The 21,804-nt window shown below is 41.8% G+C and carries 19 protein-coding genes and 1 tRNA gene; 18 read left to right on the top strand and 2 right to left on the bottom strand.

Going from position 1 to position 21,804, the window contains the following annotated elements; genetic code table 11:
- Positions 1-165 precede the first annotated feature (165 nt).
- From F565_RS0101865 to F565_RS0101780, 16 genes are all read left to right on the top strand, one after another.
- Complete coding sequence (locus tag F565_RS0101865) at positions 166-762, top strand: TetR/AcrR family transcriptional regulator (protein WP_020211487.1); 597 nt, start codon at positions 166-168, stop codon at positions 760-762.
- 10 nt (positions 763-772) lie between these two features.
- Positions 773-997, top strand: a complete 225-nt coding sequence (locus F565_RS0101860) for a hypothetical protein (RefSeq protein ID WP_020211486.1) — start codon at positions 773-775, stop codon at positions 995-997.
- Between the two features lie 39 nt (positions 998-1,036).
- Positions 1,037-2,308 (top strand): MFS transporter, encoded by a 1,272-nt coding sequence (locus tag F565_RS0101855; RefSeq protein WP_020211485.1) that lies wholly within the window; start codon positions 1,037-1,039, stop codon positions 2,306-2,308.
- Between the two features lie 133 nt (positions 2,309-2,441).
- A complete protein-coding gene (gene tpx / locus F565_RS0101845; RefSeq protein ID WP_020211483.1) occupies positions 2,442-2,939 on the top strand; it encodes a thiol peroxidase in 498 nt (165 codons plus the stop codon).
- Between the two features lie 9 nt (positions 2,940-2,948).
- The gene (locus F565_RS0101840; protein WP_020211482.1) at positions 2,949-3,323 is read left to right on the top strand and encodes a diacylglycerol kinase; all 375 of its coding nucleotides are present in this window, start codon (positions 2,949-2,951) and stop codon (positions 3,321-3,323) included.
- Between the two features lie 35 nt (positions 3,324-3,358).
- Positions 3,359-5,905, top strand: a complete 2,547-nt coding sequence (locus F565_RS0101835) for a DNA translocase FtsK (protein WP_020211481.1) — start codon at positions 3,359-3,361, stop codon at positions 5,903-5,905.
- Between the two features lies 1 nt (position 5,906).
- Positions 5,907-6,557: an outer membrane lipoprotein periplasmic chaperone LolA1 gene (gene lolA1, locus F565_RS0101830; protein WP_051087076.1), complete on the top strand. Its 651-nt coding sequence runs from the start codon at positions 5,907-5,909 to the stop codon at positions 6,555-6,557.
- A gap of 7 nt (positions 6,558-6,564) precedes the next feature.
- Positions 6,565-8,067 (top strand): LptF/LptG family permease, encoded by a 1,503-nt coding sequence (locus F565_RS0101825; RefSeq protein WP_020211479.1) that lies wholly within the window; start codon positions 6,565-6,567, stop codon positions 8,065-8,067.
- Positions 8,064-9,206, top strand: coding sequence for a 3,4-dihydroxy-2-butanone-4-phosphate synthase (ribB, locus tag F565_RS0101820; protein WP_020211478.1), 1,143 nt, complete (start codon positions 8,064-8,066; stop codon positions 9,204-9,206). Before F565_RS0101825 ends, ribB begins: the two co-directional genes overlap by 4 nt.
- 321 nt (positions 9,207-9,527) lie before the next feature.
- A tRNA-Ser gene (locus F565_RS0101815) sits at positions 9,528-9,615 on the top strand.
- A gap of 1,043 nt (positions 9,616-10,658) precedes the next feature.
- Positions 10,659-11,240, top strand: a complete 582-nt coding sequence (locus tag F565_RS0101810; RefSeq protein WP_020211477.1) for a Crp/Fnr family transcriptional regulator — start codon at positions 10,659-10,661, stop codon at positions 11,238-11,240.
- 260 nt (positions 11,241-11,500) lie between these two features.
- Entirely contained in the window at positions 11,501-13,216 is a 1,716-nt protein-coding gene (locus tag F565_RS0101805; RefSeq protein WP_197062221.1) for an amidohydrolase, read from the top strand.
- Positions 13,217-13,711: 495 nt separating this feature from the next.
- Positions 13,712-14,626, top strand: coding sequence for a pirin family protein (locus F565_RS0101795; RefSeq protein WP_020211474.1), 915 nt, complete (start codon positions 13,712-13,714; stop codon positions 14,624-14,626).
- A gap of 27 nt (positions 14,627-14,653) precedes the next feature.
- A complete protein-coding gene (locus tag F565_RS0101790; RefSeq protein WP_020211473.1) occupies positions 14,654-15,676 on the top strand; it encodes an LLM class flavin-dependent oxidoreductase in 1,023 nt (340 codons plus the stop codon).
- Between the two features lie 81 nt (positions 15,677-15,757).
- Positions 15,758-17,197 (top strand): alginate export family protein, encoded by a 1,440-nt coding sequence (locus tag F565_RS0101785; RefSeq protein WP_020211472.1) that lies wholly within the window; start codon positions 15,758-15,760, stop codon positions 17,195-17,197.
- An 89-nt stretch (positions 17,198-17,286) separates the two neighbouring features.
- Complete coding sequence (locus F565_RS0101780; protein ID WP_020211471.1) at positions 17,287-17,571, top strand: GNAT family N-acetyltransferase; 285 nt, start codon at positions 17,287-17,289, stop codon at positions 17,569-17,571.
- Between the two features lie 194 nt (positions 17,572-17,765).
- Here F565_RS0101780 and F565_RS0101770 read toward each other — a convergent pair whose 3' ends face one another.
- Complete coding sequence (locus tag F565_RS0101770) at positions 17,766-18,620, bottom strand: LysR family transcriptional regulator (protein WP_020211469.1); 855 nt, start codon at positions 18,618-18,620, stop codon at positions 17,766-17,768.
- 85 nt (positions 18,621-18,705) lie between these two features.
- Between F565_RS0101770 and F565_RS0101765 the strand changes: the two genes are divergently transcribed.
- Complete coding sequence (locus tag F565_RS0101765; RefSeq protein ID WP_020211468.1) at positions 18,706-19,668, top strand: alpha/beta fold hydrolase; 963 nt, start codon at positions 18,706-18,708, stop codon at positions 19,666-19,668.
- A gap of 364 nt (positions 19,669-20,032) precedes the next feature.
- Here the strand turns inward: F565_RS0101765 and F565_RS0101755 are convergent, their stop codons facing one another.
- Complete coding sequence (locus F565_RS0101755; protein WP_020211466.1) at positions 20,033-20,605, bottom strand: Crp/Fnr family transcriptional regulator; 573 nt, start codon at positions 20,603-20,605, stop codon at positions 20,033-20,035.
- A gap of 276 nt (positions 20,606-20,881) precedes the next feature.
- Here F565_RS0101755 and F565_RS0101750 point away from each other — a divergent pair, with 276 nt between their 5' ends.
- Positions 20,882-21,757 (top strand): pirin family protein, encoded by an 876-nt coding sequence (locus F565_RS0101750; protein WP_020211465.1) that lies wholly within the window; start codon positions 20,882-20,884, stop codon positions 21,755-21,757.
- Positions 21,758-21,804 lie beyond the last annotated feature (47 nt).

Raw genomic sequence — 21,804 nt, 5'->3', positions numbered from 1 at the left:
TGTTTTATAAAAGTAAGAAAATTTAGGCAGCAACATAATTAAATCATTGTTAAATAGCGGGTTGTATTTAACAATATTTCACAAGAAAATATATCTGCAAAATAAATATTACCATAAATAAGCGAACATTCATTTATAATTATAACTTTGCATAAAAATTTAATAATGCGCATAAGGGATGCAGATAAAGAACAACTGGTGAAATCTAAAGCGATTAAACAAATTGTGCAGGATGGCTTTCAGGGATTTAGCATGAACAAGCTGGCTAAAGCCTGCAATATATCTGTTGCTACGCTTTATATTTATTACAAAGACAAGGATGACCTCATAAAAAAACTTGGCGCAGAAATAGGCCACAATTTTTTTGTCAATACGATGAAGGATTTTTCGCCTGAAATGCCTTTTGCAGAAGGGTTGTGGGTACAATGGAGAAACCGGTCGGCTTTTGCAATGGAATTTCCGATGGAGGTAGCCTGCTTTGAGGTTATAAAACACTCGCCCCATGCCGAAAGTATTTTTGCTGAATCTACACACATGCAGGACTTTAAGGAAAGCATGAAACAGTTTGTTATTAATGCGAGAAACAATAAAGAACTGATACCGCTCTCGCTGGAAGTTTTTTGGAGTGTAGCTTATGGCCCGCTCTATATATTGCTGAATTTTCATCGTGAAGGCAAGAGCATGGGAGGCATTCCTTTTAAGCTTACCAATGAAATTGTAAAAGAAGCTTTTGATGCTGTAATAAAATCGTTAACGCCATAAATTTTAAGCTATGGATACAAATAGCCAACTTTTTATATTTAAGACTGATATAGCCGAACTGTGCCCAAATTGCGAAGTTTACAAATTACTTAACAGGCATGAAGGTGTACAGCAATGGAATATTGATACCGATGATGTAGATCGTGTATTGCGCATTGAGTCTGCCACCTTGTCTGCTTTAGAAATTATCAGTATCATTAATAGCCTTGGCCATGAATGCCAGGAGCTTAATTAGTTCAATCATTATTAATCACTACCATCCACAGTCAAAAAAATGGAACAGCCTAAAATAGAAATCCCCCCATTTACTTCGCATCAAAAATTTGTAATTGCAATACTTGCATTACTACAGTTTACTGTTATACTCGATTTTATAATTATGTCTCCCCTGGGCGATATACTTATGAAAACACTTAACATGACCACGGCAAACTTTGGTTTTGCCGTTTCTGCCTATGCCTTTAGCGCAGGAACATCAGGGCTGCTTGCCGCAGGTTTTGCCGATAAATTTGACCGTAAAAAACTGCTTATCTTTTTCTATACCGGTTTTATTATTGGCACCATATTTTGTGCGTTTGCAACAAACTACTGGATGCTTCTTGGCGCACGTATATTTACAGGCCTTTTTGGTGGTGTAATAGGATCGGTATCCCTGGCTATTGTAACAGATTTGTTTGTTATACACCAGCGTGGCCGTGTTATGGGCTTTATACAAATGGCATTTGCTACCAGCCAGATATTAGGTATCCCTTTAGGATTGTATTTTGCAAACAAATGGGGCTGGCATTCGGCATTCCTTATGATAGCGGGGGTAGGAGTTGTTATACTTATTGCTATAATAACTAATATGCAGGCTGTTAATGAACATTTAAAACTTCAAAATGATAAAAACCCGTTCCTGCATTTATGGCATACGCTAAGTAACAAGAAATACCAGGTAGGTTTTGCCGCAATTGCATTTTTATCTGTTGGTGGGTTCATGCTACAACCTTTTGGCAGTGCGTTCCTTATCAATAACATACATATAGCCCAGCTTCAGTTGCCTACTGTTTATTTCTTTACAGGATTATCGGTGTTGTTTATTATGCCACTTGTAGGCAAGCTTAGCGACAGGGTAAGTAAATTCAGGCTGTTCGCCGCAGGTTCTGTTATCTCTATGGTAATGATTATTTTTTACACTAACCTTGGCCCAACGCCGTTGTGGGAAATAATAGTTATCAATATGATAATGTTCATGGGCATTATGAGCAGGATGATACCCGCCACTACGCTAAATACCGGAATACCTGATATGAAAGACCGTGGCGCTTATATGGCCATAACATCGTCCCTGCAGCAAATTGCGGGTGGTATAGCAGCTGTGTGTGCCGGTTATATAGTGCATCAGGAAACTAAAACAAGCCCGCTGGAAAATTATAATATTCTTGGTTATGTTATTGGTGTGGTGGTTATGCTGTCTATATTTTTTATCTGGAGGGTAGACCGCCTTGTTAAGCCAAAAGATACAAATGCAAATGATGTTGTAAGTGCTCCTGTAATAGATTAAACTTTAAAAGGGTGCATCTTTTTTAAAATTGCAGGTAAACATGCTCTTACATACACCCTTATAAAATTGCACTATGCCCCGCGGCATACCATATATTTTGTTACTTTTGCGGTATAAAATAAAACACAAAATAATGGCTGATATAAAACTTGGGGGTAACCCGGTTCACACATCGGGAGAGTTACCTGCAAAAGGCACAAAAGCTCCGGAATTTACACTTGTAAAAGGCGATCTTTCTACAGTTTCACTTTCAGATTTTAAAGGTACTAATCTGGTTCTTAATATATTTCCGAGTGTAGATACAGGCGTATGTGCTGCATCTGTTCGCAAATTTAACGAGAAGGCAAGTACCCTTGCCAATACTAAAGTACTTTGCATATCGCGCGACCTTCCTTTTGCTCAAAATCGTTTTTGTGGTGCCGAAGGTTTAGAGAATGTAATCTCCCTTTCTGATTTTAAAGATGGTAGTTTTGGTGCTGCTTACGGTTTAACGCTTACAGATAGCCCTCTTGCAGGTTTACTGTCGCGTGTGGTTATTGTAGTAAACGAAGAAGGTAATGTTGTTTACACAGAGCAGGTTGCAGATATTAAAGATGAGCCTGATTATGATAATGCCCTTGCGGCCCTGTAGTTTTACTAAATGAAAGACAACAGGTTTGTAAAAGGCAGGCTTAAAAGCGTAGAATATTCTATAAAAGGCGCGTGGAAACTTGTAACATCTGAGCACAGCATCATGGTGCAGTTTGGCTTAGGAGTAGCCGTTACTATTGCCGGTTTTTATTTTAATATATCTGCTACAGAGTGGATGCTGCAAATATTTGCTGTAGGGCTTGTACTTGCTATTGAGGGCGCTAACACAGCCATAGAAAAAATATGCGACTTTATTCACCCTGATTTTAATCCTAAAATAGGTTTTATAAAAGATATAGCTTCGGGTGCTGTGTTTTTTGCGGCACTATCGGCTATTGCAGTAGGGTGTATTATTTACTACCCAAAGGTGGCTGCGTTATTTTAATTTAATATTTTTACAAAAAAAGGAATATATACTGCATGGCAAAAGCTAAAAAAGAAGCCCCGGCTGCAAAAAAACCGGTAACCGAAAAAAGACCGTGGAAGTTATCCCGCAGGAACAAAGTACTTGTGGGCATCTTGTTTTTTTTATTTTCGGTAGCATTGCTGTTGTCGTTTGTATCTTATTTTTTATACTGGGAGTACGACCAGAGTGTGCTAACCTCTTTTACAGACCGTACACAATCGGTTCAAAACTGGCTCGGCAAATTTGGTGCCTGGCTTGCTGACTTATTTTTATACAGGGGGTTTGGTATAGCATCGTTCATATTAATACGATTCTTTTTTTTAATGGGGTCGTATTTAGTGTTAGACCTGCCTGTAAGCAAACTTAAAAAAACACTTTTTTGGGATCTTTACCTTGCTATAATAATATCTGTACTTTGCGGCTTCTCTAATGCTTACATACCAGAACTTGGAGGTGTTATTGGGTTTGAGATTAATCTTTTTATGCAGGATTTTATAGGCAAAACAGGAACTCTTTTAGTACTTATATTTGGCCTTGCCATATTCCTTTTTCTTCGTGTAAAAATTTCTCCGGATGTAATTAAAGCTTTGTTTGAAAAGAGCCCTGAAGAAGAAACGGAAGAGGAGGGAGAAACTGTGGCAGAGCCTGTGCATGACGGAATAAGAGTTGCCGGGCCGCCTGCTATGCCTGTTGCTGAACAGGAGTTGCACCCCAATTATGAAGATATGGATGCTGACTCTGAAGAGTATGACGAGGAACTTGCAAATATTGAACTTAAAATGGTAACTAAGCCGGTTCCTCCTGCGCCGGTACCCCTTGCTGTTGCACCGTCCCAGTTCGAGATAAATAAAGAGGCTATGAAGCCTACTATATCACATTCGTCTCAAATAAACCTTGATACCGCACCAAAGCCAAAGCCTATAATTGCAGAAGCTCCTCAGGTTCATGAAATTATTGAAACTGAAGACGAGAATTTTGTAATTGAAAAAATCTCTGATGAAGATGTAATTGAAGAAAATCTTGCATCGAGGCTTGTAAAAGACTTTGGAGAATTTGACCATACGCTGGAACTTTCTAATTACCAGTACCCTCCTTTAGACCTCTTGCGTGATTATGCATCGGGCGGTATTACCATAAACCAGGAAGAATTAGAAGAAAATAAAAACAAGATCGTAGAAACACTACGCAATTATAAAATAGACATCGCGCAGATAAAAGCTACTGTAGGGCCCACAGTTACCTTGTATGAAATTATACCGGAGGCCGGTATACGTATCTCTAAGATAAAAAGCCTTGAAGATGATATTGCACTTTCGCTGGCAGCATTAGGTATTCGTATTATTGCGCCCATACCAGGTAAAGGAACTATTGGTATAGAGGTACCCAATAAAAACCCTACTATGGTTTCTATGAAGAGCGTTATTGGCGCCCCTAAATTCCAGACTGCAGAGATGGAGCTGCCTATTGCATTGGGCAAAACCATCAGCAACGAAACCTTTGTGGTAGATCTTGCCAAGATGCCCCACTTACTAATGGCAGGAGCTACAGGGCAGGGTAAATCGGTAGGGTTAAATGCAGTACTTACTTCACTACTTTATAAGAAACACCCAGCTGAAGTAAAATTTGTATTGGTAGATCCTAAAAAGGTAGAGCTCACACTGTTCAATAAAATTGAAAGACATTATTTAGCAAAATTACCGGATAGTGGTGATGCTATTATTACCGATAATGCAAAGGTGGTAAATACACTAAATTCCTTGTGTATAGAGATGGATAACCGTTACAATTTGCTTAAAGATGCATCTGTACGTAATATTAAAGAATACAACGAGAAGTTTCGCCACCGTAAACTGAACCCCGAAAACGGACACAGGTTTTTACCTTATATAGTGCTGGTGGTGGATGAGTTTGCCGACCTTATTATGACAGCAGGCAAGGAGGTTGAAACTCCAATTGCGAGGCTGGCACAGTTAGCCCGGGCTATTGGTATTCACCTTATTATTGCTACCCAAAGACCATCAGTTAATGTTATTACCGGTATTATTAAGGCTAACTTCCCGGCAAGGATAGCTTTCAGGGTAACATCTAAAATAGATTCAAGGACTATACTTGACAGCCAGGGCGCCGATCAGCTTATAGGGCGTGGAGATTTATTGTATACACAAGGTAATGATCTTGTGCGTGTACAGTGTGCCTTTATTGATACACCCGAGGTAGAAAGGATAACCGAATTTATAGGCTCTCAAAAAGCATATCCTGAAGCTTACCTGCTGCCGGAATATTTTGGGGAGGAAAGTGGCACTAATCTTGATATAGACATTAGCGAAAGAGATTCAATGTTCAGAGAAGCTGCAGAAGTGATTGTTACAGCCCAGCAGGGTTCGGCATCATTGCTTCAGCGCAAGCTAAAATTGGGGTACAACCGTGCAGGCAGGCTAATAGATCAGCTGGAAGCCGCTGGTATTGTAGGTCCGTTTGAAGGTAGTAAAGCCCGCAGCGTACTTATAAATGACCTTAGTTCTCTTGAGCAATTTTTTAAGAATGAGGAAAACAGCTTTTAAAATGCAAAAGATTATCAGGATTTTATCACTCTTTATTTTAACAATTGGTTTATCTGTGCATGCACAGGATTCTCAAAAAGCAAAAAAAATGCTCGACGAGGTTAGCGTTAAAATTAAAAGCTATAATAATGTTGTTATTGATTTTAAGTACAGTATGTCTAACCCTAAAAAAAACCTTAACCAGGAGAGTAAAGGTAACGTAGCACAACAGGGTAATAAATACGTGCTTAACTTTATGGGGGTTACCCGTATTTTTGATGGCAAAAAAGTATACAACATTGTACCCGAAGATGAAGAAATAACTATTTCTACCTATGATGATAAAAAAGATGATGGGCTTACACCTTCTAAGATGTTCTCATTTTTTAATACAGGATACAAGTATGCTATAGATATTGTGCAGAATGTAAAAGGCAGGAAAATACAATATATTAAGCTAACACCCATAGATGTAAAAGACGATGTTAAGGATGTGCTTATTGGTATAGATTCTCAAACAAAGCATATTTATACACTTATTCAAACAGCTAAAGATGGTACTAAAACCACTTTTACTATAAATTCTTTTAAAACAAACCAACCTTTGTCAAAAAATCATTTTACCTTTACCGAAAGTAAATATCCTAATTACTATATTAACAAATTAGACTAATTTACGGGTGAAAATTTTAGACCGCTACATTCTTACATCCTTTATACAGACGTTTGTTTCTGTATTTGTTATCTTGTTTTTTATCTTTATTTTACAGGGCATTTGGCTATTTATATCAGAGCTTGCCGGTAAAGATCTTGATGCCTGGGTGGTAGCAAAATTTTTACTGTTTTATTCGCCTAAAATAGTACCCCTCGTACTGCCTTTATCTATACTGCTGGCTTCTATTATGACCTTTGGTAATTTTGCCGAAAATTATGAGTTTGCCGCTATGAAATCATCCGGTATTTCGTTAAACAGGGCAATGCGCAGCTTAATCATATTTATATTTGGGTTAAGCATTGTTGCATTCTTTTTTGCTAATGATGTAATACCTCAGGCCGAATACAAATTTCTTAACCTGCGTAAAAACATCATTCAGCGTAAACCGGCCATGGCTATAATAGAAGGGCAGTTTAATGCAGTAGGTACATTTAATATTAAAGTTGAAAAAAAATCGGGTGAAAATGGCGAAAAATTATCGGGTGTTACAATCCATAAACGAAAACCCGGAGCTGCAAACGTTACCATCATCCGGTCTAAAACGGGTTTGCTAACCAGTAACGAAAAAAGTAACTTGTTACAGCTTGAATTGTTTGATGGTTATTATTATGAAGAAATAACATCTGCTAAACCTGCTGACCGCCAAAAAGTACCTTTTGCTAAAAGCAGCTTTTCTAAGCAGATAATGAATATAGACCTTACATCGCTTAATACTAACGATGAAGATGATGAGCAGGTAGCGCATACCAACAACATGCTAAATGTATCTGAGCTTAAATATACTCTTGATTCTCTTGAAGGTAATTATAATAAAGATGCAAAGAGTATTACTGCAAATATTGCGCAGCGTTCTAATGCTGTCATTGCCGGAACTCCAAGAGTTTTATTTATTCAGGATTCAATTGATTTGGCAAAAGACAGTTTAAAATTAGCTAAGGCAGCAATTATAAAAAAGAAAGATGATGCACCTAAAGACCTGCTTGCGCTCGTAGCTAAAGCTGACAGGATGCGTGTGCTGGAAGTGGCAAATAACAATTTGGGCAGTACACAATATGTAGTAATGTCCGGAAAAAATGAATTAATTGAGAAAATAAAAAATATAAACAACCACTGGCTGGCACTATATGACAAATATGTAATAGCATTTGCCTGTATCCTTATGTTCTTTATAGGTGCGCCGCTTGGAGCTATAATACGTAAAGGAGGTTTAGGGCTGCCTATAGTATTTGCCGTGCTTATATTTATTATTTTTCACTTTATAAATACCTTTGGCAGAAAGCTGGCCCAGGAAAATGGTATCCCGCCATTTTTAGGTTCATGGATGTCTACGTTCGTGTTAAGCCCGCTTGCCGTATTATTAACCTATCGTGCCACTAATGATATAGGCCTGATAAGTTTTGATAACTTTATAACGCCTATACAAAAGGCCTTTTCTAAAATTTTTAAACCCAAACCCAAACAAGCATGATAGTTCCTGCTGAAGAAAAAATAAAACTCAACACGATAGAGGAAGCCATAGAAGATATTCGCTTAGGTAAAGTGATAATTGTTGTGGATGACGAAGACCGTGAAAACGAGGGCGACTTTATTGCCGCTGCAGAGAAAGTAACTCCCGAAATGATAAACTTTATGGCAACCCACGGGCGTGGCCTTATTTGCGCCCCGCTTACAGAAGAGCGTTGTAAAGAGCTTGATCTTAACCTTATGGTGGCTAACAATACGGTGCTGCACGAAACGCAGTTTACAGTATCTATAGACCTTTTAGGCCATGGGTGTACTACAGGTATATCTGTTCATGACAGGGCTAAAACGATAAAAGCACTGGTAGATGACGAAACTAAACCTTATGATTTAGGCCGTCCCGGGCATATATTTCCGTTAAGGGCTAAGCAGGGTGGCGTATTACGCCGTACCGGGCATACCGAGGCATCTATAGATCTTGCGCGTCTTGCCGGCTTTAAGCCTGCAGGTATACTTGTAGAGATACTTAACGAAGATGGTTCTATGGCACGCCTGCCTGAACTACACAAAGTTGCAGAGAAATTTGACCTTAAAATAATTTCTATAGAAAATCTTGTAGCATACAGGATGCAGCACGATAGCCTTATTGTTAAAAAGGAAGATTTTGATATAGAAACACGTTTTGGTACTTTTAGGTTAAGAGCCTACGAGCAAACAACTAACAGGCAAATTCATGTGGCACTTACAAAAGGCAGTTGGAATGCAGGAGATACTATTCTTACCAGAATAAATTCTACCCAGATAAACAACGATATTTTAGGCACGCTAACAAATAATCCTGATACAAAGCTTGATAGTATGTTTAAGCGCATAAACGACGAAGGCAAAGGTGCAGTATTATTTATCAATCAGGAAGTGCAACCTGCCGAATTACTTGGAAGGATTACAGAGCTCAAAAATCTTCAGGCAAATGGTACGCACAAAGCACCGCCATTAAAAATGGATGTGAAAGATTTTGGTATTGGTGCACAAATATTACATGACATAGATGTTAATAAAATACGATTGCTAAGCAATTCTGAACAATCTAAAAGGGTAGGTATGATAGGTTATGGGCTTGAAATAGCCGAATATGTTAGCTTTTAATTACTACTTAAATTTTATATAATATTAAACCCTCTGTAATCGCAGAGGGTTTTTGTATAAATATAATTTACTTTATTAATACATTATGTATTGCTTATCCTTATTGTAGTGCTAATGAGTATGTTAATAGCTGCATGTAAATAAAGCATCGTTTGGCCTTAAATGTCAAGCTTAAACACCTGTAATAAAATCATTATGCAATAAATTTTTTACAGTTTTTTTTTAGATTAATTCACGGTAAAATACCTTTAAAAATCTAATAGAATATAAAAATAAAATTATATATTTGCACTCGCAATCAGGTAACGAGTGCGTTTTATTGGAGAAATGGCAGAGTGGTCGATTGCGGCAGTCTTGAAAACTGTTGACTGTAACAGGTCCGGGGGTTCGAATCCCTCTTTCTCCGCCACCTGAAGTTTACGACTAAACTTCTAAAGAACAGAAACCTTTGAATACTCCGGTATTTGAAGGTTTTTTTGTTTGATTTATAGTTACCCTATAAGTTACCCTGTTCTTAGAAAATGCTGAAAACCCCTTATTTTACTGGGATTATTATAAAGGCTGCGGAGTCTCTTCCTCCGCCAAATGGAGTTTCATAAGAAACTTTAAAGATCAAAAAGCCTTTAAATACTCAGTACTTAGAGGCTTTTTTCATTTCTTACAGGTGTCAAAAAACACATGTATCAATCCCCCAATTTTTGCAAAAATTTCGTTCAAGCAAAATTCTATTACAATGGCAACTGGGAAATCCATCACAAAATAGAGATGGATTTTTACCAAAAATCTACGAAGCGTTCTTAAACTTGAACAAGAAAAAGTAATTAAGCAAGCACTGGATATCTTCCAAATGAACATTGAAAAGAAATTTAATGAGTTACATAAAATCGACTCTGAAGTATCGCTTTCCCTGTTGAAAAATGAATTTCAGGGTAAATATAACTTAAATCAAAATCGATCAGTATTACAGAAGTAATGCAAAAACATGCAACCTTTTTTTGAAAGGAAAGTTACTGCCGGCGAAAAGGCACCCGCCTCTTTGCAAAAATATGGCCGTGCTTAAGATTTATTGGTCGCTTTTATGAGCAAACAATATGGTATCGATGATATTGACGCTATTGAAATTAATAGTGCGTTTGTATATAACCTTGAAACGTCGATATATATCAACTTTTTTAAAAGTAATAAAACGTCGCATGCGAAACTATTTTGCTTACATTGTATGCAATTCTCATCATGTCCGGGCATTTATGACAGTGTATCAAGTGATGATTGTCCCTTTTTGGGGTACTTACCGATACAATTCTCCCGATGCGCCGGCGGCATTGTAATACTATAAGTAACAAGTAAGTCCGTATATGGTTTTTACGGGTGAAGTAAGAATTATTTTCAAAAAAGGACCAGTAGGACAACTAATAAAAATTGTCTTAAATTTACCTACGCAAATTATCAATTATGTACCAAAACCTTTTTAACTATATAACACGCTATACGAATTCGCAGCTTACGCCCCTGGAGCAGGATCTTATAAAAAATGCTTTTACACCTAAAAGACTTAGGAAAAAGCAATTTTTTTTACAGGAAGGCGATGTGAACCGTTACACCGGCTTTATCGTTAAAGGTGCCATGCGCCAGTGTTGTTTCGACGCGAAGGGAGGGGAGCAGACCGTAAACCTTTTTGTGGAGGATTACTGGGCGGATGAGCGCGAGAGCTTTACATTACTTACACCGTCAAAATACAGCATTGAGGCCTGGGAAGACACCGATTTGCTCACAATAACCAGGAAGGATTTTTTGGAACTGGCCACCAGGATCCCGAGTATTGCAGAGATGTTCCGCATTATGGATGACCGGCATGCCATTGCAAACCAGAAAAGGCTAAGCCTCTCCATTGGCTGCACTGCCGAGAAGCGTTATGAGGACTTTGCTGCCAGTTATCCGCAATTCATCAACCGCTTTCCACAACACCAGATCGCTTCGTATCTGGGTATAACTAAAGAAACATTGAGCAGGGTCAGGAACCAGTCCATACGATAGTTTCTTTTCGGCTTTTGACATCTCATTACTAAAAAACCGTTGATTATTATCAACGGTTTTTTGTATTAAATATCATCGTTTGATAGGCTGTATAGGTTGCAATTTTACATGCTGTTGCACCGGCATTACTGCACAATAGCAGCACAGATTATTAAACTTTTAAGCAAACCTTTATGAAAAAAAGAATTACATTACTTGGATTAGCTCTGTTCTCCATAGGAGTACACGCCCAGTCGGGCAGTTCGCCTGCGGGCGCCGACATGATCGTATTCCATGCTATTATTACAACGCAGGCGGCTGCCCAGCCGGAAGCTACTGCGTTGGCAGTAAAGGGCGGCAGGATTTATGCGGTAGGGAATGATATTGAAATTCTCGCTATGAAAGATTCGAAGACCAGAGTTATCGATGCCCAGGGCAGGAGGCTTATCCCCGGGATAGAGGATTCACATATCCATCCCCTGAACGAAAGGAATTTTACTCACAAGGTACGGTGGGACGGCGTACCAACCCTTAAGCGTGCACTCGAAATGCTGAAAGAACAGGCAGCGAGGACGCCTGAAGGGCAATGGGTGAGGGTAACCGGCGGATGGTCTCCTTACCAGTTTGCCGAAAACAGGATGCCTACCCCCGAAGAGCTAAGTAAGGCAGTCCCAAACAGGCCGCTGTTAATCCATTACGCATACAATTGGGGATTCCTAAACAAACAGGCCATGAAAGTGCTTGGCGTGGGAACTGCTAAGTTTCAGATGCCCGAAGGAACCAACATCCACAAAGACAAAAAAGGACATTACACCGGGGTGATTACGGGCAACACGTTTGCATTTATCGCCCTGGAGGGCCTTACCCCGGGGCCTACGCCTGAAGAAGAAGTGAGCTCGCTGGAATACGTCATCAACTACCTCAATAGGTTCGGAATAACTTCAGTAATCGAATGTGCCAGTATAATCGGCTACCCGGAAGGGCATGCACCTTTACGAACCCTAATTGAGGAACATAGGCTAAATGTACGTTTCCCTTTTGTCGACCTTGGCTTAGACATGAACCCTAACAGCAATTGGGTAGACAACGAAATTAATCGTGTCACCAAGGCCGCACCAATAAGCCCGGGACAGAACCTGCACCCAACAATGGAGCACGGTTACGAATACGAAGGAACCGGTGAACTTCTTAGGGCCGAGCTCCATGACCACGAAAATTTCGATGAGCCGGCGGTCATTATCCCAAAAGAAGTGATGATGAAGTATGCGCAGGAAGACCTTCGTAAGCTGATCCAGAAAAGGATTCCTTTTAGGATGCACGTTACCTATAACGAAAATATGACAACTTTTTTGGATGCCCTCGAACAAGTAAACCTAACCACACCTCTTGATGGCATGCGCTGGAGTGTTGAGCATGCCGAAACCATCTCGCCCGAAAACATTGAAAGGGTAAAAAAACTTAAAGGTGGTATCGCCCTGGATACCAAGATGGCTTTCCACGGAGATGCATTCGCTAAAACGCACGGTAGGGAGAAAGCGTTATATACCCCAAGGTTACGTGCCTTGGTCGATAGTGGCGTGCCATTATCAATGACCTCAGACGGATTTCGTGTTTCGCCTGCTAACCCATGGCTTGGACTTAGCTGGATGGTAACCGGCAAGTCGGTTTCCGGTTCGGTAATATTAGCGGAAGATAACCGCCTTACCCGTGAGGAAGCACTGCGATTATATACCACCGGTGCCGCATGGTTCGAAAGTCAGGAGCAGGACAAGGGAAGGATAGCACCGGGTAACCTGGCAGACTTTACTTTGCTTACCGCAGATTACTTCGCGGTACCAGAGGATGAGATAAAAAATATTACAGCCGTGTTAACTGTAGTTGGAGGAAGGGTGGTTTATGGGATTGATAATTATGCGAATCTGGCACCTCAACTGCCTGAAGCCATCCCAAGCTGGTCGCCGATAAAATACTTTGGAGGCTACTATGGCGAAAAATAGATCCATCTTTACAGTACACCTGGCTATATATGCTAACCCGCGCATTTTTTTCGGGCAGGGAGGCTTACCTTACTGTTGTTTTTAGTACCCCTTAAATACAATAGATACTTAAACTGTTGATTTTTATCTACAGTTTTTGTTGTTAATTATCATCGTTTGAAATCTTTGCTTACCGTAGTTTTGATTTGGTAAATGCTTATCTAAAGATGATAGTTAACAAGCAGTCATTGCAGCGTGCGCAGGTTATAAATCGTAAAATTGTAAATAGTGGATGCGCACCGGCACACCCAAATGCCCTTATACCATTTAATCGTTGGTTTAGACAGGTAGGGCAGGCCGGCTTTAGTTTGCCCTTAAAGTACAGTGATTTCGCATGGCAGGTACTAAAAACCAAACACGGAGTAGTTAAAAATAAGAATTACAATTCCAACACAAAATATAGTACTTATCATAAGTTTTGTAGAATATATTATAACATTATAATTAGTTACCAGTATGCTTGATTTAGTTATACCTACACGACAGGCCGAGATAACCCCTGGCTTTTTGGTTAAGCGGATACTTCCTTACCAGCTAAGGAGGATGATAGGCCCCTTTATCTTTATGGATCATGGCGGGCCTGTGGATATTCCAAAACAACTCGGCTCCAACTTAGATGTGCTTCCGCATCCCCATATCGGGCTGTCTACGGTAAGCTATCTCTTTAGCGGCAATGTTACCCATAGGGACAGCCTTGGCGTAGAGCAGGTTATAAAACCAGGAGAGGTAAACTGGATGACCGCAGGAAGGGGCATAGCCCATAGCGAACGCTTTGAGGATCCCGCAGTTCGTGCAGGCGGGCAGCTCGAAATGATTCAGACCTGGGTAGCCTTGCCGGAAAAGGATGAAGAGGGCGCCCCGTCTTTTATGAACTATGCCGCCGAACAATTGCCGGTATTTACTGATAAAGGTATCTGGATGCGCCTCATCGCCGGTGATGCCTATGGGCTAACTAGTAGCGTAAAGACGACTTCACCTTTATTCTATGTGCATGTAGTCCTGCAGCAGGGTGCCCATTTCGGGATACCTGCAGGACACAGCGAAAGAGGAGTTTATATCGTAAAGGGTAGCCTTGAAGTAAATGGCGTGGCCTATACCGCCGGCAACCTGTTGGTTTTTACAAAAGGCGTCGACCCCCTGATAATTGCACGAGAAGCTGCAACATTAATGATGCTGGGAGGGGAGCACCTTGGCGAGCGCCATATCTGGTGGAACTTCGTCTCGAGCCGTAAAGAACGTATCGAGCAGGCAAAAGAAGACTGGAAGCAGGGGCGTATTATCCTGCCGCCTAATGACAACCATGAATTTATAGCTTTACCCGAAGATAAGTACAGGCCGGCCGGAGGGCCACCACCGGGAGCGCTTTCATAATGACACACAACCTAAAAACAAAAAATGATGGAAATAGGAATAGACAGTTTTGCCTCGGCCATGTATGGTGAAAATAGCCTGAGCAGCGTTGATGCGATGGAACAGCTGCTCGAGCGTATTGTTAGGGCCGATGAGGTGGGCCTTGATGTGTTCGGCATCGGTGAGCACCATAAAAAAGAATTTCTGGACTCGGCGCCGGATGTTATCCTTGCCGCCGCAGCGGCACGCACCAGGCGCATCCTTTTGGGCAGCGCGGTAAAGGTACTAAGCACCGATGATCCGGTAAGGGTGTATCAAAGTTTTGCAACCCTGGACCTGATTTCCAGGGGGCGTGCTGAAATTGTCGTGGGCCGTGGCTCCGCTATAGATGCCTACCCGCTTTTTGGCTTCAACCTTAAAGACTATGATGCCCTGTTTAAGGAAAAGCTGGAACTGCTGCTGAATATCCGTGATAACGAATACGTTACCTGGTCGGGACAGTTCAGGCCCGCACTGGACAACCAGCCCGTTTATCCCAGGGCGCTGCAGGAAAAGCTACCGGTATGGCTGGGTGCAGGCGGTACGCCGGCCTCGTTTGTACGTGCAGGTTCACTTGGGCTTCCGTTAATGGTGGCTGTCATTGGCGGGGAAACAGAGCGTTTCCGTCCATTAATAGATCTATATCGGGAGGCAGGCCGTGAGGCAGGCTACGCGCCGGAGCAACTTAAGGTTGGGCTGCATTCCCCGGGTTACGTAGCTGAAACCGATGAAAAGGCTATCGCGGACTATTATCCGGGATACAAAGAATTATGGACAAAACTGGGCAATGAGCGCGGCTGGCCGCCGGTAACCCGCGGTCAATTCGATGCATTGATCGCGCCAAGGGGCGTACTTGTTGTTGGCGGGCCGGAAACGGTAGCCGAAAAACTTACCAGGCACAGTAAAGCCCTGGGTGGTATTGACAGGTTTACTTTCCAGATGGACAATGCAGGGCTAACGCACCAGCAATTGCTGCAGTCTATAGAACTGATAGGTACAAAAGTTATGCCTCTTGTAAAGAAAATGCAGTAACAGCGCTGTAATTTTTGCTATAAAGCGATGCTGTTAATAGCGGCACAGTACTAAAAACCATATCTTCTTTAAAACCTCCTGATGAACACTATATTGAAAATTGCATTGCTGCAGGCGTACTTTAGCGGTAAGGCCTGCCGGCTTTTGCCGGCTACAAGAAATCCGGTAGGGTGCGGCTTCCTGATGGTAGCGCTATGCGCCTGCCAGTTTATAAACGGTCAGGAGTATCCTGCTTTCCGGCCACTCCGTTACGATGAAGATTATACTGTTCTTGAAAAGGATACCGTAAGGGACCTCTATGATAAAGTAAAGTATACGAAAATGGGCAGTAATGGCTACATAAGCTTTGGCGGTGATTTCAGGACGCAGTACCTGATCATACACAATGAGAACTGGAGTAATGCGACGCAGGATAAGGACGGTTATACGCTGAACAGGTGGCTGTTCCACTCGGACCTACATCTCTCGGGAAACCTGCGTGTTTTTGCGGAATTGCAGGGTGGCCAGGCCAATAGCACGGAGATACTGGTACCGGTGCAGGAGAACCCATTAGAGCCGCACCAGTTTTTTATTGATTATACCTTCTCCGATGCCCTCATAACCCTGAGGGCAGGACGGCAGGAAGTCACCTACGGGTCGGGCCGGGTCGTTTCGCTTCGGGATGGGCCTAATGTCAGGCGTTCCTTTGACGGAGTAAAAGCTATGTATAAGAAAGACAACATTGCAGCGGATGCCTTTTATCTGCATGCTGTTGTCGACAGGACCGGTATTTTTGATGACACGTCCTCTCCCAATCTGCGGCTGTGGGGCGCATTCTCGGATATCAGGCTGCCAGGGAGAAAGCTAAACCTGAATCTTTATTATCTGGGTTTTTACAACGACAGGGCAGTCTTTAATGATGGTAGTGGGAAAGAAACAAGGCATAGCTTACTTGCCCGTGTTTTTCAGAACTGGCAGCGTTGGGGCTATGACGTGGAAGGCGCCTACCAGTTTGGCAGCATAGGTGAGAGGACAATAAATGCCTGGAGTGTTGCCCTGTCCACTTTGTACCGCTTCCCGGAAATAAAATTCAGCCCCGAGATTGGTCTTAAGGCCGACCTGATAAGCGGCGACAAAAACCGATTTGACAAGTCTCATCAAACCTTTAATCCCCTTTTTGCACCCGGTGCCTATTTTGGGCTGGCAGTACCATTGGGCCCAAGCAACCTTATGGATATCCATCCCAGTGTCACGGTGCATTTTTCCAGAAAAATAACATTTGTATGTGACTATGCATTCCTGTGGCGCTACAGCAGGGGCGACGGGATTTACAGGCCGGTTATGGTTCCAACTTTTGCGCCGGGAGATGCGGCATCCCGTTATATTGGCAGCCAGCTATCAGGTACCTTTATCTGCCAGCCAAACAGGTATGTAACGCTACTGGCTGGGATGAGCTGGTTTGACTGCGGCAATTACCTGGAAGAGGTAAGCCCCGGAGAAAATATATTATATGGGTTTGTAAGCGCCCAGATTACATTATAAGCTTCGGGCAAATTGAAATTCGGTTTATATTTTAGTTGAATATTAGCACGTTACATGGAATTAAAATACTACCAATAACTACAACTACAATGGAAATAATAATAAAAGAAAATGGAGGCAAGGGGTTTGCCATGGCGCGCGAGAATGAGAAACGTGCAGGGATGATGAGCTATTCGATAGCAGGAGCAGAGCTAATCATCATAGACCACACTGAGGTTGAACCTGATTTTAATGGTAAGGGCGTGGGCAAACAGCTGCTTTACGCCATCGTGGAAATGGCACGGGAAAAAAACATAAAGATCATCCCATTATGCCCGTTTGCGGCATCTGTCTTCAAAAAAGCGGACGATATAAAGGACGTGCTTAAGGCCTAAACGACGCGTTTCGTTAATGCAGCAGTAGTGTTAGGAACTATAAAACTGTATTATGGATAGCGGTTTTCCAATCCGGTCAGAAAGGTTTGCTGCCGCAGATAAATTTCTATGGCAGCAGTTTGCTGCCAGCGATGCGTTTAAATTGTAGCGGTTAGGCGGGTATCCGTTCAAGGGCCAATACCACGCTAAAAGTATCAGAACATTTCCAGGAAGGCCTGCATGGCAAAGGACTTAGGCATATCATTGCGTGAAACGATAACCGTATTCAGTGTCCCCAGGTCGCCCTTAACAGGATAGGTGCTTATACTGCGGTTGTAATACAATTTCGAGATCACCTCCTGCGGCAGCAACGTTATCCCTATGCCGGCTTCTACAAAGTTGATCATTCCTTCAAGCGTATTGATAATGGTGAATTGGTAATTAAGGATACCATTGGCCTTAAGCCAGACTTCCAGCCTTGCGCGGTAACTGCATCCCTGGTCGAATACAACAATCTTGACAACATCTTTGGCCAGGAAATCCCTGAGTAAGGTATAGGCCCTGGAGGTGACGATAACCAGCTTTTCTTCACTAACCGGATGGCTGTCAAGTTCAGGTATGATTACCGGAGCCACCACAAAGGCGGCATCAAGTTTTTGTCCCATCACCCCGGAGATAAGATTGGGTGAATTATCAGCCGTAAAATTAAGGCTGATACCCGGGTAGGCATCGGTAAATCGGTTAATGATCCCCGGCACCTTCAGGGCCATCGTAGTTTCAAGGCACCCGATCCTGAGATTTCCTGTTATCGTGCCACCCGGGCTAACCTCATTTTTAATATCCTCGGTCAGCAGCCTTACGCTCCTGCAATAGGCAAGGAACTTACGGCCTTGGTCCGTAAGTTCGACCGAACGGGAAGTTCTCTTAAAGAAAACGGCATCAAACTCCTCTTCAAGGCTTTTAATCCTGGAGGTGACATTGGACTGCACAGTAAACATTGCTTCCGCTGCTTTGGTAAAATTAGAATGTTCAGCTACCGCTTCATAAATCCTGAGGTCGTTACTATTCATCTCTAAATATGATTTAAGTAATCTTAATTAATCGTTTTTGTTAATCAAAGGTACTGTGTAACTTTGTATTATTAAAATAATTACAATGAGTAAGCACTTACAAATAGTTACCCTGCTGATGGCACTTTGTGTTATTAGTGCCTATGGGCAAAAGCAAACATCAACCTTTAAACACCAAAATGTTATGCAACAAAATGAAATTCACCACTGTACTGTGCAGGCTGGTAGCCTAAACATTTTTTACAGGGAAGCGGGCCCAAAAGATGCCCCTGTATTATTCTTACTGCACGGTTACCCAACTTCGTCCTTTATGTTCAGGAAACTGATTCCGATTCTGGCCAAAGAATACCATGTCATTGCCCCTGACCTGCCGGGGTTCGGCTTTTCAGAATCACCAGACCCTTCGACGTACAATTATACCTTTGATAACCTGGCCTCTGCGATGCAGGCATTCATTGATACGCTGGGGCTAAAGCGTTTTGCCTTATATGTATTTGATTACGGGGCGCCCACTGGTTTTCGCCTGGCTATGGCCAACCCTGAAAAAATAACAAGTATTATATCGCAGAACGGCAATGCCTATGAGGAAGGATTAGGTAACGCCTGGGCCGGTATACGCAAATACTGGGCTAACCCTTCACAGGAAAATCGGGATGCGCTCAGGGATTTTGTGACAATTAAAATGACGCGTTTCCAGTATGAGGAAGGTGTAAGCGATCTCTCGCTGATAGAGCCGGAAGCTTACACCCTGGACCAGTATTTCCTGGATAAGCCCGGACATGTGGATATCCAACTGGACCTGATGCTGGATTATAAGAATAATGTGGCGCTTTACCCTAAGTTTCAACAATACTTCAGGGAGTGGAAGCCGAAAATGCTGGCCGTCTGGGGCAATAAAGATCCGTTCTTCTTACCGGTTGGTGCAGAGAGTTATAAAAAGGATATTCCCGATGCAACCGTGAAGTTTTACGACACCGGACATTTTGCCCTGGAAACGCACGCCGCAGAAATTGGGCAGGATATATTGCAATTTATGAAGAGCGAATAAGCGAATCGGACGCAAAAAGCGCAGGTAAAAAATAAAATCTGTTACGGGATTGTTATAATCCCGCGCAAAAAAAAAGCGCGCGTCACGCAAATGTAGCAGGGATTTTTCCCGATGCTGTTGCGTGGCGGCCTTACCACTTTACAGAGCAAAAAGGCATTCCTACCCATTGGTAGGAATTGCCTTTTTTGCGCTGCTGCGGTACATTATCAGCCCACCGCTAATGGCTGGCTGCGAAAATCCCTTATATTCAAGAAGAAATCCTATTATTATGAGATTGCGACTAATGCAATGAGTGCTGGTGATATCAGGATAAGGTAACATCAGCCTTTTTTATAGACATCACCTATTCTTTCTATTATTTTCCTTAAATCTGGCGTTTAATGCGGCTTAACGTATCTTTTGTAAAACCCAGGTAGGATGCGATAGTATGTTGTGGAAAGCGATCCAAAAAATCGGGATGGTAGGAAACGAAATCGGCATAGCGTTGTTCAGCTCTACCGCTTATGGAAGATGTGAGCCGTTTTTGGTTAGCGATACTATTTCTGTCGTCCATTATCCTGACCACTTTGGCGAAAGCGGGACTACGATTTAGCAACTCTGTAACATCGTCTCTTGTAATCAGCAATAATTCAGTATCCTCCCAGGTATCAATATTGTATTTTGAAGGTGTTGCAGTTGTATAACTTTCGCGGTCGCCCACCCACCAGTTCTCAATAAATAGCTGTACGATAAATACCGTACCCTTATCATCAACGCAATATTGCCGCATTGCGCCGCTTAATATAAAGCCATAATATTTGCAGATGTCACCTTCCTGTAAAAAGTATTGTCTTTTGCGCAACCGTTTTGGTGTAAAATAATTTTTTACGATCTCAAATTCACCTTCTGAGATACCATTAGGCAAATAACTGTTTATGTAGTCAAATAGTTGTTTCATAATTCCCTCCTGAAGCAAAATTAGGCATTTTTCTTTGTATTCAGATTGTTAAGTATGTCAGTAAATTACACTACAACTAACGTTACTGGTGCAAGGTACTTTAACAGGTCACAGTTGATATTTGTATACTGTTTTTATTGACAAAAGTCTTCGTTATTTTTTTATTATAAATGGAACTTTGTATCATATCCCTATGGCTTTCCGAATTGTTGTCGATTGCATGTTAAGGCAACAGCATTGGCAGTAAAAAGATATATCATCTAAAGAAATAAAACGATGAAAAAAAAGACAAGTTTCTCGACCATTGGACAAAGGGCAGATATTGGTAACATTACAATTTACCGCATGCTTGCCAACAGGTATGCTGACAAGGTAGGTCCTTTTGTATTTTTAGACCACATTGCCCCAAAAGTTAATGAGGGATTAAAAAACAGCGGTACGGGCGCGCATCCACATCGCGGGATCGCTACCCTTACTTACGTTATTGATGGTGAAGTGGAGCATTTTGACAGCAGGGGCAATCACCAAAGGGTTCATTCGGGAGGCATTCAGTGGATGAAAGCCGGAAACGGGATACTTCATGACGAAACATTAAACGCTGACTCTCATGAAGGGAATAATCTTACCCATGCCTTTCAGTTCTGGATTAACCTTCCTTCAAAAATTAAAGCTGAGGAGCCGGAATATTTAGCTATCCAAAGCAGTGAAGTCCCGAAGAAAATTTTCCCGGATGATAGCGGCTGGCTAAAAGTAATAGTGGGTAATTACCTGGATACTAATTCAAGGATACCAAATTATTCTGAGCAGTTTCTATTTCATATCCATCTTGAGGCCGGTAAAAATTTCACCATTACCATTGATGATAAAATAGAAGTTGCTGCTTTTTTACCAAGCCGGAAAACGATACTTAATGATCTTGAGTTCCAGGCGGGAGAATTTATCGAATTTGACCGCGTAGAAGGTGATATAACCCTTGAAAACAAAGGAGATGAAGCTACTGATGTGCTATTATTTGGTGGCGAGGAGTATTGGGAACCCATTGCGGCCGAAGGCCCGTTTGTGATGAACAGCCCATCAGGAATCGCGGAGGCCTATCGTGATTTTTATGCCGGAAAATACGGTACAATCGATAATCAAAAAGGAAAAGTATAATCTTAAGACAAAACAACAGGAACAGGGAGACCTGTAGTATTAATTCA

The organism is Flavobacterium rivuli WB 3.3-2 = DSM 21788 (assembly GCF_000378485.1).
GTDB classification, from domain to species: Bacteria; Bacteroidota; Bacteroidia; order Flavobacteriales; family Flavobacteriaceae; genus Flavobacterium; species Flavobacterium rivuli.
Note: the sequence above shows the minus strand (reverse complement) of the source record. Positions and strands in the feature narration are given on the sequence as shown.

What these genes read in the sequence shown, in the direction of transcription:
- F565_RS0101770 (WP_020211469.1), bottom strand. Translation starts at nt 18,620, where the DNA reads ATGAATAGTAACGACCTCAGGATTTATGAAGCGGTAGCTGAACATTCT.
- F565_RS0101785 (WP_020211472.1), top strand. Translation starts at nt 15,758, where the DNA reads ATGAACACTATATTGAAAATTGCATTGCTGCAGGCGTACTTTAGCGGT.
- F565_RS0101750 (WP_020211465.1), top strand. Translation starts at nt 20,882, where the DNA reads ATGAAAAAAAAGACAAGTTTCTCGACCATTGGACAAAGGGCAGATATT.
- F565_RS0101835 (WP_020211481.1), top strand. Translation starts at nt 3,359, where the DNA reads ATGGCAAAAGCTAAAAAAGAAGCCCCGGCTGCAAAAAAACCGGTAACC.
- F565_RS0101755 (WP_020211466.1), bottom strand. Translation starts at nt 20,605, where the DNA reads ATGAAACAACTATTTGACTACATAAACAGTTATTTGCCTAATGGTATC.
- F565_RS0101780 (WP_020211471.1), top strand. Translation starts at nt 17,287, where the DNA reads ATGGAAATAATAATAAAAGAAAATGGAGGCAAGGGGTTTGCCATGGCG.
- tpx (WP_020211483.1), top strand. Translation starts at nt 2,442, where the DNA reads ATGGCTGATATAAAACTTGGGGGTAACCCGGTTCACACATCGGGAGAG.
- F565_RS0101810 (WP_020211477.1), top strand. Translation starts at nt 10,659, where the DNA reads ATGTACCAAAACCTTTTTAACTATATAACACGCTATACGAATTCGCAG.
- lolA1 (WP_051087076.1), top strand. Translation starts at nt 5,907, where the DNA reads ATGCAAAAGATTATCAGGATTTTATCACTCTTTATTTTAACAATTGGT.
- F565_RS0101865 (WP_020211487.1), top strand. Translation starts at nt 166, where the DNA reads ATGCGCATAAGGGATGCAGATAAAGAACAACTGGTGAAATCTAAAGCG.
- F565_RS0101795 (WP_020211474.1), top strand. Translation starts at nt 13,712, where the DNA reads ATGCTTGATTTAGTTATACCTACACGACAGGCCGAGATAACCCCTGGC.
- F565_RS0101860 (WP_020211486.1), top strand. Translation starts at nt 773, where the DNA reads ATGGATACAAATAGCCAACTTTTTATATTTAAGACTGATATAGCCGAA.
- F565_RS0101840 (WP_020211482.1), top strand. Translation starts at nt 2,949, where the DNA reads ATGAAAGACAACAGGTTTGTAAAAGGCAGGCTTAAAAGCGTAGAATAT.
- F565_RS0101790 (WP_020211473.1), top strand. Translation starts at nt 14,654, where the DNA reads ATGGAAATAGGAATAGACAGTTTTGCCTCGGCCATGTATGGTGAAAAT.
- ribB (WP_020211478.1), top strand. Translation starts at nt 8,064, where the DNA reads ATGATAGTTCCTGCTGAAGAAAAAATAAAACTCAACACGATAGAGGAA.
- F565_RS0101765 (WP_020211468.1), top strand. Translation starts at nt 18,706, where the DNA reads ATGAGTAAGCACTTACAAATAGTTACCCTGCTGATGGCACTTTGTGTT.
- F565_RS0101855 (WP_020211485.1), top strand. Translation starts at nt 1,037, where the DNA reads ATGGAACAGCCTAAAATAGAAATCCCCCCATTTACTTCGCATCAAAAA.
- F565_RS0101805 (WP_197062221.1), top strand. Translation starts at nt 11,501, where the DNA reads ATGATCGTATTCCATGCTATTATTACAACGCAGGCGGCTGCCCAGCCG.